Genomic DNA, 11,174 nt, shown 5'->3' with positions numbered 1-11,174 from the left:
TTTTCCGCTGAACCGGGACAATTTATTGCTCTGTTAATATGGTTTTCAGCGTTTTTAAACGGATGAGCCCGGTTCCAAAAGCCAACAATATTCCGCCTGCCAGCATGGTTAGATATCCATGTAACCAATTTTGCCAGCCTGAGCAGAAAACGCCCAATATAAATATGGCTATAGTGTAAAATAGTATCCTGAAAATAAGTTTGAAATCCGGTGGAAACCGGAAAAGATAATACACTAAAATCACCTGCGATAAAGCCATCGCTGATTGCGTAACCAAAGCGGCCCATGCCGCACCTACGGCCATTATTTTCGGAATCAGGAACAAGTTGAGACTGAGGTTCAGCATAACGCCCCCCCCGGCCAGAATATTGAGCTGTGTCAAAGTCCCTTTTGCTGTTAACAACGTTCCGAAAATATAGGTAGTGGCTATCGAAATGAAGGTAAACATCAACAAGCCGAGGATGAGCGGTGATTGTGACGTGTGGTGGTGATATAACACATCCATGATTTCGCCGCGGAAGAACCAGGAAGAGAAAGCCAGCAATATGGCCGGTGCGATGATCAGTAGAAATGAAAAACGTAACATCGGGCGAATGTCTTCTCGTTTTTTTAACATCCTGGAAAAGATAGGCAGCAACAGTCCGGCGAAAAGCACTCCGAAATTCGAAACAGCCTCCAGCAGGCGGTACGCCCGCGCATAAATTCCGGCTTCGGCTTTTCCTTCTGATACGGGGAGTAATCGTTCAATGAGGACCGAATCTAATCGTGTATATAACGACATCAGCAGAATCAGTATCGCGTACGGATAAGACTTCCGTAGAAAAATGATGAAAAAGGAACGATGGAAACTAAGTTTGATGTGGCCGGAATAGTGTTTAACCACTCCGAAAATGATGATAGAAGCCAGCAGATAGGAAAAAGTCTGAACGTAAACAAACCACTCAATTTGCATAGTATGGCCGGTTATATTGGTAAAAAGAATAATGCCGCAAAATAAAATCATTAATGTACGGTCGAGTACCGATAAGATGCTATCAGTCCGGAACAGATGAAGGGCTGTTAAATTGGAACGGAAGTAGAGGCTGAAGGATATGAAGATCTGGTTCAGAATCAGGAATACCAACAATGAAATTTGCTTGGCTGAATAGCCGATGATGAAGGCTACTATCATGGAAATAAAGGCATAGACAAGAGCCAGTATAATTTTCAGGCCCGAAACATTGGCCAGGTGTTTATTCAAAAGCTGTGTGTGCCGGGCAATGTTCCGGTTATTGTAATTGGTAATTCCCAGGTCGGGAATCATGTTAAGTAACAAGGTGAAATTAAGCAGGGAAAAATAGAATCCGTATGATTCGGCTCCTACCATGTTTTGCACCGTACGGTCTATCCCGAATATCCAGAATGGCTTAATCAGCAAATTCAGTACAATCAGCAGAATCAGGTTGGTGACGAATTTCTTTTGCAAGGTTAATGGTTTTGCGTTAATTCAAAATTAAGAAATTTTCTGTGCGAGGTTAGCTTAGGATAAATACCTTTGGTATTTAAGCAATTCTATTGAACGGAATATGAATATTGTTGTGAATACAAGGTTGCTGCTTCCCGGAAAACTGGAAGGAATCGGTCGGTTTACGCATGAAACCCTGCGTAGAATCACGGTTAGCCATCCGGAACACCGGTTTTTCTTCCTTTTTGATCGACCTTGTTCACGCGAGTTTATTTATAGTTCCAATGTTACGCCGGTTGTTCTTGGCCCTCAGGCTCGTCATCCGTTGCTTTGGTATTTGTGGTTCGAAGGCGTTGTTCCGCGAGCATTGAAGGAACTGAACGCTCATTTATTTTTATCGACTGATGGATTTGGTTCGCTACGAGCAACCGTTCCCCAGACATTGGTGATACACGATTTGAGTTTTGAGCACCGCCCTCAGGATTTGCGGTTATCTCATCGCTGGTTTCAGCAATATTTTGTTCCACGTTATGCGCGAAACGCCGAACGCCTGGTCACTGTATCCTCTTTTTCCCGCGACGATCTGGTTCGAAAATATCATATTCCGGAGGGGAAAATCAATATCGTTCCCAATGGTGTTAGTGAACAGTTTCATCCGTTACCAGGACCGGCTATCCGGAAAGTCAGGGAAAAATATGCCGGGAGCCGCCCTTATTTCCTTTTCGTGGGAGCTCTCCAACCACGCAAAAATATAGTAAACCTTTTACTTGCTTACGAACAATTTTGCCGGCAAACCGATGAGGAGGTCGATCTGCTGATTGTTGGAGGGGACATGCATAAAACCCGTGAAATTATAAAAACGCATCGCTCAATGAAATGCGGAAGTAAGGTGCATTTCACCGGTCGTGTACCTGATGTGGAATTGGTACAATTGATGGGAGCTGCATTGGCTTTGACATTTGTCCCTTTTTTCGAAGGCTTTGGCATCCCGGTCATCGAAGCAATGGCTGCCGGTATTCCGGTTATTTGTTCCAATTCATCATCATTGCCCGAAGTGGGGGGAGGGTCGGTTTGTTATGTCGCTCCTGAGTCTGTTGATGAAATAGCCGATGCGATGATAAAGATTTATACGGATAAGGATTATGCAGGAGTCTTGATATCGAGCGGGAAAGAACGCTCGGAAAGTTATACCTGGGAACGTTCTGCTAAATTATTATGGGAATCCATGATGAAAACAGTATGAACTCCTTTCTAAAACGGGGATTCATTATTTTTGAAATATGCTTGCATCGTTTTTACATGAGGGAATGGTTGAAGCGGGTTGTGATGAAGCAGGACGGGGCTGCCTGGCCGGACCAGTGTTTGCGGCGGCTGTTATCCTGCCTGCCGATTTTCGGAATGAGCTGCTCAATGATTCGAAACAGCTGACCGGGAGAAACCGGTACATACTTAGGGAAGTTATCCAAAAGGAAGCCCTTTCCTGGGCTGTTGGTTCCTACGATAATAAGGAAATTGACGAGGTCAATATTCTCAATGCCTCTATATTTTCAATGCACAGGGCACTTCACCAGTTGAAAGTCAAACCAGATTATATTTTGGTTGACGGTAACCGCTTCAAGCCCTACCAGGATATTCCATATACCTGCGTGGTAAAAGGCGATGGAAAGTTTTTGTCTATCGCCGCTGCTTCCATTTTGGCGAAAACCTACCGGGACGATTTTATGCTTGCTCTTCATAAAGAATACCCTTTTTATAAGTGGGGGCAAAATAAAGGATATCCGACCAAAGCTCATCGCGAAGCGATCAAACAACATGGTATCACTCCTTACCATCGCAAGTCATTCCGGTTAATTGATAACCAGCTTTCTCTTAAATTTTAGCAGGGGCTTTAAGTTCGTCAAATCTAACTAATTTGAAATGCACCTCAAATGCACGTCGCGTCATGTACGTGGTATTTTGTTTTGCAATGATAGCACAAACGGCACGCCGGGCGGATATTGTTCCTGTTTTCCCGGATGTCGCAGAAATTACGAATGGGTCCGGAGCGCTTTCGGCAGGCAGCCAGTTTTACCAACGGTTATATTCCATGGCTGGGAGTTGTTTTTTAAAATGTCGGTCATTCCGGTTGTTATGGCGGGAATTTTGGTTCCTTAAGCCGTACGGGAGGCCGTCATTTCGGCGTGTCCGGGCGCAATGACCGGTGAAATAATAACACTTGGCTGGATTGATTATTGCACTTTTCCGGGGCCGTGAAGTGAGGAAAATTACCGCTTAATGGGATACTGTTTGAAAAACAGCATGGAAAAGCTCTAAATAAAATTAAATTTGCGGGACAGAAAAATCAAAAATAAAGAGATGAAGAAAGGTATTATCGTCCTTATTGCTTTTATCGCTGTGTTTTCGGGTAGCGTAAAAGCCGATGAGGGAATGTGGCTGCCTGCTCTTGTTCAGAAGCTGAATATCGACAAGATGCACGCTATGGGGTGTGAGTTAACGGCAGATCAAATATACAGTGTTAATCATTCCAGTCTGAAAGATGCTGTTGTGACGCTGGATCATGGCTCCTGCACAGGTGAGCTGATTTCACCCGACGGGCTGCTGTTAACCAACCATCATTGTGGGTTTGACGAGATTCAGGCACACAGTACGGTGGATCATGACTACCTGAAAGATGGATTTTGGGCGAAGTCAAGGGATCAGGAACTTCCGAATCCGGGGAAAACGGTTTCATTCCTGATAAATATTACCGATGTGACGGCTAAAATTAACAGTGCCCTGACTCCTGATATGGACGAAAATGCGAGGGAAACCAAAGTGGAAGAGATTGCTTCCAAACTGGAAAAAGCTGCTTCGGACAGTACCGATTACCAGGCTCGTGTCCGCAGCTTTTTCGAGTCGAATAAATATTATCTGTTTGTTTACGAAACGTTCCGTGATATTCGTTTGGTTGGCGCTCCGCCGCAATCCATCGGTAAATTCGGTGGCGATACCGACAACTGGCAGTGGCCACGTCAGACAGGCGATTTCAGCATGTTCCGTGTGTATTGCGGCCCGGATGGTAAACCTGCTGACTATTCACCTAAAAATGTACCTTTTCATCCCAAACATTTCCTGCCTATTTCGTTGGAAGGTGTTCATAAAGGCGATTTTGCCATGATTATGGGATATCCGGGAAGAACTGAACGGTATAAAACTTCTTACGGAGTTGAGTTTGCGATGAATGTGACTAACGAGGTGCGTATGAAGGTGCGGTCGCAAAAATTGGCGATCATAAAAAAATACATGGAGACCGGTACGAAAGCACGTATTCAGTATGCTTCGAAATATGCCCGAAGCGCCAATTATTACAAATATTCCATTGGTCAGAATAAAGGCTTGGAGGCGTTGAATGTGATTAGTGATAAAAAGGCGCTGGAGAAACGATTCACCAACTGGGTGGATGAGGATTCTTCACGTGAGTCAAAATACGGAAAGGCCTTAAGTCTCATTAAAGATGCTTACCAGGATACCGATGATGAAGTTGCCGGTGCTTATATGCGCGAAGCTTTTCTGCGTGGTCCTGAAATCTTTACGTTAGCCATGCGGGCAAATGGCCTGTATGAGGTGATGAAAAGCCAGCCGGAGAACAAGGATGTTATTCGGGCCATGTCTGCCCGTATTCAAGGTCCGCTTGATGAATTCTTCAAGGATTACAATGCGTCAACCGACGAGAAGCTGGTGGCTGCCTTGTCGAAAATTTATGCTGATAATGTTGATCCAAAGTATTATCCGGCTTATATAAATACAATTAGAGATAAATACAGAGGCGATTACAGTAAGTTTGCTGAGAAGATGTTCAAGAAAACCATTTTCAGTAATGAGGAATCGTTGAAAGCGTTCCTGAATGATCCTTCACTGAAGGTTCTGAAAAAAGATCCGGCCTTTCAGGCCACCGAACAGATAATTGACGTGATGCGTGTTATCAACAGTGATAATATGACCACGGTTCCTGAACTGGAAAAAGGGCGCCGATTGTTTGTTGCCGGATTAATGAATATGGACAAAGGGCAGAAACTATATCCGGATGCCAATTCAACGATGCGCCTATCCTACGGTACCGTTGGTGGGTACCGTCCGCGTGACGGGGTGTGGTATAAATATTACACGACATTGGCCGGATATATCCAGAAAGATATTCCCGGCGATGACGAGTTCGACACACCACAGCGATTGAAAGATCTGTATTATGCCAAAGATTATGGACAGTATGCTGACAAAGATGGAACGCTGCATACCTGCTTCCTGACCAATAACGATATTACCGGTGGTAATTCCGGTAGCCCGGTGATTAATGCCAAAGGTGAATTGATCGGGGCTGCTTTCGATGGCAACTGGGAAGCAATGAGTGGAGATATCGCTTTCGAGCCCAAAATTCAGCGGACCATTTGTGTTGATATCCGCTTTGTTCTTTGGGTAATCGATAAGTATGCCGGTGCAACCAATCTGATTGATGAGATGACGATTGTTCGTTAACCAACGAATGCCCTAAAATACAAGTATGCGAAAGGACCGGTTGTATGCCGGTCTTTTCTTTATGCATACATTTGCTTTTATGACTGATGTGAAGAAACCGAATATTATTGTTTATACTGATGGCGCTTCCCGCGGAAATCCAGGGCCTGGCGGTTATGGCGTTATTCTGCAGTCGGGACGTCACCAGAAAGAATTATCCGAAGGCTTCCGGTTGACGACCAATAACCGAATGGAGTTGCTGGCAGTGATTGTGGCCCTGGAGGCGCTAAAGGTGGAAGGAAGCAAGGTGACCATCTACACCGATTCGAAATATGTGGCCGATGCGGTGGAAAAGGGTTGGGTTTTTTCCTGGGCAAAGAAACGGTTTAAAGGAAAGAAGAATCCCGATCTGTGGATCCGATTTCTGAATATTTACCCGAAGCACCAGGTGCGTTTTGTCTGGGTAAAAGGCCATGCCAATAATCCGGGAAACGAACGTTGCGACGAACTGGCTGTTGAGGCTGCGTTACAGCCAAATCTGAAGGAAGATGCAGGTTATCAGCCTGAAACGTAATTTTTGGGAAAACCTTGCCTCCATTTCTCAAAAGTAATTTACCTTTGCCCGCTGAAAAGTTATGAGATTATTATACGACATAGGAGTTCGGGGGTACAAGCTACTCATCAGGCTGGCATCGTTGCGCAGCGAAAAGGCCCGTAAGTGGTTGGATGGCCGTCGTAATATTTTCAGTCGGCTGAAAGAAGAATTACCGTCGGATAAACCCATCTATTGGTTCCATGTAGCTTCGTTAGGAGAATTTGAACAAGGAAGACCCGTGATTGAAGCGATCCGGAAAAAAGAGCCGGATGTGAAAATTTTGCTCACTTTTTTCTCGCCATCCGGGTACGAGGTCCGTAAGAATTACGAGTTTGCTGATTACGTTTATTATCTCCCACTTGATACTCCTTACAATGTCAAGCGATTTCTGGATATCGTAAATCCGGAGATGGCGTTTTTTGTGAAGTACGAATTCTGGTATCACTACCTCACTGCATTAAAAAAACGCGAAATTCCCACGTATATCTTTTCAGCTATTTTTCGCCCTTCTCAAATTTTCTTCAAGCCCTGGGGCCGCTGGTACCGGAAAGCATTACAAGCTTACAATCATATTTTTGTACAGAACCAGGAGTCGCTTAACTTGCTCAATAAATTCGGTTTTACCAATGTTTCCCTTTCGGGAGATACCCGGTTCGATCGGGTTGGTCAGATTGCCGATGCAGCGCCCCGTCTTGCGGTACTCGATGAGTTTGCGAACGGAAAGAAACTGGTAATTGCGGGAAGTACATGGAAAGCTGATGAAACTTTGCTCCTTGAATATATCAACTCGTCGGAACACCCGGTTAAATATGTCATCGCACCGCACGAGGTTTCCGATAAATCAATACAACGAATTACTGAGGCCCTCGATAAAAAGTACGTCCGGTTTTCGACGGCCGGAAACGGCGATTTGGAAGGGGCAGATGTTTTAATTTTAGATGGTTACGGATACCTGACTTCGGTTTACCGTTATGGAAACCTGGCTTATATTGGCGGTGGTTTTGGCAGTGGCATTCATAATATCCTCGAAGCGGCAACCTTTGGTATGCCGGTCGTTTTTGGCCCCAATTATGAAAAGTTTCAGGAAGCATTGGACTTGCTCCAGAAAAAAGCAGCTTTTTGTATTCATGATTATGACGAACTGAAGTCGGTGATGGATGAGTACCTGGACGACGACAAAAAATTGCAGGTTACTTCCGGTCTGGCCCGTGATTATGTTTCACAGAGCCGGGGTGCTTCGGATCTAATCGTACGGTATATTTTCAACTGATATTTCATCATTGTTTCATTGTTTATCCGGCATACAGAACTATTCCGGGAGGAAAATTTTCGCCTGTATTTTTTGAATAAATTTCCGTTTTTGATCAACTTTTAGTAGTTATTAAAAATGTAAGTAGCACATTTATAGAAAACAAACAGGTGTAAGTTGATAACTTTTACAGAAAATGGAAAGTAAAGTGTTCCATTCTTGCCACATGAAAAGTAAATTGCATATCGGATTAACAGCCTCGATTCGGGGCACCAAAAAATCCGACAGACAACCGAATTATAAAACCCAAATTTAGTTCACCATGGATTTGAAAGAAGTATCTTCAGGACATTCGGCTACGCAGTCAAAAGTATACTCGGCAGAGGACGCTTTTCAGGCGTCGTTGAAGTATTTTAAGGGAGATGATTTGGCAGCCCGCGTATGGGTGAATAAGTATGCCTTAAAGGATTCCTATGGAAATATTTTTGAATTAACCCCGGACGATATGCATCGTCGCTTAGCTAAAGAAATTGCGCGTATAGAAAACCGTTACCCTAATCCCCTTTCAGAAGAAGAAATTTATAGCCTGCTAAAAGATTTCAAATACATCGTTCCTCAAGGTGGCCCGATGACGGGTATTGGAAATGAATATCAGGTAGGATCGCTGTCAAATTGTTTCGTGGTAGGTAATAATGCCGACTCGTATGGTGGAATCATGATGGTTGACCAGGAACAGGTTCAGCTGATGAAACGCCGTGGAGGAGTCGGTCACGATTTGTCTCATATCAGGCCGGCTGGTTCACCGGTGAAAAACTCGGCCCTGACCTCTACCGGTATTGTACCGTTCATGGAGCGTTTTTCCAACTCCACCCGCGAAGTGGCTCAGGATGGCCGCCGTGGTGCACTGATGCTTTCGGTGTCGATTAAACACCCCGATTCCGAAAATTTCATCGATGCCAAGATGACGGAAGGCAAAGTGACGGGAGCCAATGTATCGGTGAAAATCGATGATGAGTTCATGCAATCGGTTCGTGAAAACAAACCTTATACGCAGCAATATCCTGTCGAAAGTAAGAATCCGTCGTTTACCCGCGATATTAATGCCGGTGATTTGTGGAAAAAAATTGTTCACAATGCCTGGAAATCGGCTGAGCCGGGAATTCTTTTCTGGGATACCGTGATTCGTGAGTCAGTTCCGGATTCGTATGCTGATTTGGGCTACAAGACTGTTTCCACCAATCCTTGTGGTGAAATTCCACTTTGCCCCTATGATAGTTGTCGGTTGTTGGCAATTAATCTGTTTTCATACGTCGAGAAACCATTTACCAAGAAGGCCAAATTCAATTTTGAACTCTTCCGTAAGCACGTTCGATTCGCACAACGCATTATGGATGATATCATCGATTTGGAGCTCGAAAAAATTGAAGCCATCACCGGCAAAGTAGAATCGGATAAGGAGGATGGCGAAATCAAACGGGTAGAATCCAATCTCTGGAAAAAGATTCGTGAAATGGCCATTAATGGCCGTCGTACCGGAATTGGCATCACTGCCGAAGGTGATATGCTGGCAGCATTGGGACTGGTTTACGGGACCGACAATGCCATCGATTTCTCGGTAGAGGTACATAAACTGGTAGCGTTGGAAGCTTATCGTGGCTCTGTATTGCTGGCGAAAGATCGTGGTGCATTCCCGATTTACGATCCCAATCGTGAAAAGGAGAATCCGTATATCAAACGTCTGGCAGAAACCGATCCGGAGTTGTATAACGATATGGTGAAATTTGGTCGTCGTAACATCGCTCTTCTTACCATTGCTCCTACCGGAACAACTAGTTTGATGACTCAAACTACTTCGGGTATCGAGCCTGTATTTATGCCGGTTTATAAACGCCGCCGGAAAGTTAATCCGAGCGATAAAGGCATTCGGATTGATTTCGTTGATGAAGTAGGCGATAGCTGGGAAGAATACATCGTTTTCCATCATAAATTCAAAGATTGGATGGAATTGAATGGATATGATATAAACAAAAAATATTCAGACGAAGAGCTTGATAAGATGGTGGAAAAATCACCTTATTACAAAGCCACGTCTAACGATGTGGATTGGGTGGCCAAGGTGAAAATGCAGGGCCAGATCCAAAAATGGGTCGACCATTCCATCTCGGTTACAATTAACCTCCCTTCAGATGTTGATGAGGAACTGGTGGGTGAACTTTATTTCACGGCCTGGGAGAGTGGCTGTAAAGGTGTTACCGTATACCGCGATGGCTCCCGTTCAGGTGTACTGATTTCGGCAAAAGATAAGACCGGGGGAAAAGGTGCTTTCCCGACAAAACGTCCGGAAGCGCTCGAAGCTGATGTGGTTCGTTTCCAGAACAGCAAAGACAAATGGATCGCTTTTATCGGACTTATTGACGAGCGGCCTTACGAAATCTTCACCGGGTTGGCTGATGACGAAGACGGAATTCTGCTTCCCCGTTCGGTTACCCGCGGAAGAATCATTAAGAGCCGTGACGAAAACGGTGTGGCCCGGTATGATTTTCAGTATATTAATAAACGTGGGTATAAAACAACCATTGAAGGACTTTCATACAAATTCAATCCGATATTCTGGAATTATGCTAAGTTGATTTCCAGTGTGTTGCGCCACGGAATGCCCATCCAGAAAGTGGTGGATTTGGTCACCAGCCTTCAGTTCGATATTGATACGATTAATACCTGGAAGAATGGTGTAGCCAGGGCATTGAAAAAATATATCCCCAATGGAACATCTGTTGATGGCGCAACCTGTGCTGGTTGCGGCTCTGAAAATGTAGTCTACCAGGAAGGTTGCCTGATTTGTAAAGATTGTGGCTCTTCGAAATGCGGTTAAACGCAAATGTTCATAAATGTAAAAAGAGGTTCCCTTTCGGAGAACCTCTTTTTTTAAGGTTATTGTAGCCGTATTCTTTCGGCTGGCGCACTTCCTGAATGTTCGAGGAAAACAACTGTAAAAGGAAATGCTGCTTTGTTATCCGTTAGAACGGGCGAAAATTTTAAAACAGGTAAAGCTGATGGGAATGTTATCAGGCTGCAACGTCCGAAAAGGCATCGTCCAGAATATCCGGATAGATGGTTCCAAATTGATCATAACACCAATCTCTTAATTCTTCCAATTCCTTTCCATTGCCATTCGTCCAGCCAATGCATTTCAGCAACTCTTTCTCGAAAAGCTCGTGACTGAAACTTACCTTCGGTAAGATTACTTTTGCGTATTCCATCATAGTCTATCAATTTTAAAAGAACGTGCTCAGAATTTTCATTCTCTTCCTCAATATACCAAATCAGATCCGAAAATCAGGTATGCAATAACAGCTTTTAATTTATTTTAACAATCTCATTTTTCGACTCAAAGC

General features: G+C 44.2%; 8 protein-coding genes. 6 read left to right on the top strand and 2 right to left on the bottom strand.

All coding sequences use genetic code 11. The annotated features are described in order from the left end of the window. Positions 1-22: 22 nt before the first annotated feature. Positions 23-1,465 (bottom strand): oligosaccharide flippase family protein, encoded by a 1,443-nt coding sequence (locus GJU82_RS12655; RefSeq protein WP_153632472.1) that lies wholly within the window; start codon positions 1,463-1,465, stop codon positions 23-25. Between the two features lie 100 nt (positions 1,466-1,565). Between GJU82_RS12655 and GJU82_RS12650 the strand changes: the two genes are divergently transcribed. From GJU82_RS12650 to GJU82_RS12625, 6 genes are all read left to right on the top strand, one after another. Beyond that, the gene (locus GJU82_RS12650; protein WP_153632471.1) at positions 1,566-2,687 is read left to right on the top strand and encodes a glycosyltransferase family 1 protein; all 1,122 of its coding nucleotides are present in this window, start codon (positions 1,566-1,568) and stop codon (positions 2,685-2,687) included. 37 nt (positions 2,688-2,724) lie between these two features. Further along, positions 2,725-3,324, top strand: coding sequence for a ribonuclease HII (locus tag GJU82_RS12645; RefSeq protein WP_153632470.1), 600 nt, complete (start codon positions 2,725-2,727; stop codon positions 3,322-3,324). A 475-nt stretch (positions 3,325-3,799) separates the two neighbouring features. Further along, positions 3,800-5,956 (top strand): S46 family peptidase, encoded by a 2,157-nt coding sequence (locus GJU82_RS12640; protein WP_153632469.1) that lies wholly within the window; start codon positions 3,800-3,802, stop codon positions 5,954-5,956. A 25-nt stretch (positions 5,957-5,981) separates the two neighbouring features. Then, positions 5,982-6,509, top strand: coding sequence for a ribonuclease HI (gene rnhA / locus GJU82_RS12635; RefSeq protein WP_228488694.1), 528 nt, complete (start codon positions 5,982-5,984; stop codon positions 6,507-6,509). A 61-nt stretch (positions 6,510-6,570) separates the two neighbouring features. Then, positions 6,571-7,800, top strand: a complete 1,230-nt coding sequence (locus GJU82_RS12630; protein WP_153632468.1) for a 3-deoxy-D-manno-octulosonic acid transferase — start codon at positions 6,571-6,573, stop codon at positions 7,798-7,800. A 301-nt stretch (positions 7,801-8,101) separates the two neighbouring features. Beyond that, positions 8,102-10,651 (top strand): adenosylcobalamin-dependent ribonucleoside-diphosphate reductase, encoded by a 2,550-nt coding sequence (locus tag GJU82_RS12625; RefSeq protein ID WP_153632467.1) that lies wholly within the window; start codon positions 8,102-8,104, stop codon positions 10,649-10,651. Positions 10,652-10,844: 193 nt separating this feature from the next. Here the strand turns inward: GJU82_RS12625 and GJU82_RS12620 are convergent, their stop codons facing one another. Next, a complete protein-coding gene (locus tag GJU82_RS12620) occupies positions 10,845-11,042 on the bottom strand; it encodes a hypothetical protein (RefSeq protein WP_153632466.1) in 198 nt (65 codons plus the stop codon). Positions 11,043-11,174 lie beyond the last annotated feature (132 nt).

Source organism: Prolixibacter sp. SD074 (assembly GCF_009617895.1).
Classification (GTDB): Bacteria; Bacteroidota; Bacteroidia; order Bacteroidales; family Prolixibacteraceae; genus Prolixibacter.
This window is presented reverse-complemented; position numbering and strand designations above follow the sequence as displayed.

What these genes read in the sequence shown, in the direction of transcription:
- GJU82_RS12650 (WP_153632471.1), top strand. Translation starts at nt 1,566, where the DNA reads ATGAATATTGTTGTGAATACAAGGTTGCTGCTTCCCGGAAAACTGGAA.
- GJU82_RS12645 (WP_153632470.1), top strand. Translation starts at nt 2,725, where the DNA reads ATGCTTGCATCGTTTTTACATGAGGGAATGGTTGAAGCGGGTTGTGAT.
- GJU82_RS12640 (WP_153632469.1), top strand. Translation starts at nt 3,800, where the DNA reads ATGAAGAAAGGTATTATCGTCCTTATTGCTTTTATCGCTGTGTTTTCG.
- rnhA (WP_228488694.1), top strand. Translation starts at nt 5,982, where the DNA reads ATGCGAAAGGACCGGTTGTATGCCGGTCTTTTCTTTATGCATACATTT.
- GJU82_RS12630 (WP_153632468.1), top strand. Translation starts at nt 6,571, where the DNA reads ATGAGATTATTATACGACATAGGAGTTCGGGGGTACAAGCTACTCATC.
- GJU82_RS12625 (WP_153632467.1), top strand. Translation starts at nt 8,102, where the DNA reads ATGGATTTGAAAGAAGTATCTTCAGGACATTCGGCTACGCAGTCAAAA.
- GJU82_RS12620 (WP_153632466.1), bottom strand. Translation starts at nt 11,042, where the DNA reads ATGATGGAATACGCAAAAGTAATCTTACCGAAGGTAAGTTTCAGTCAC.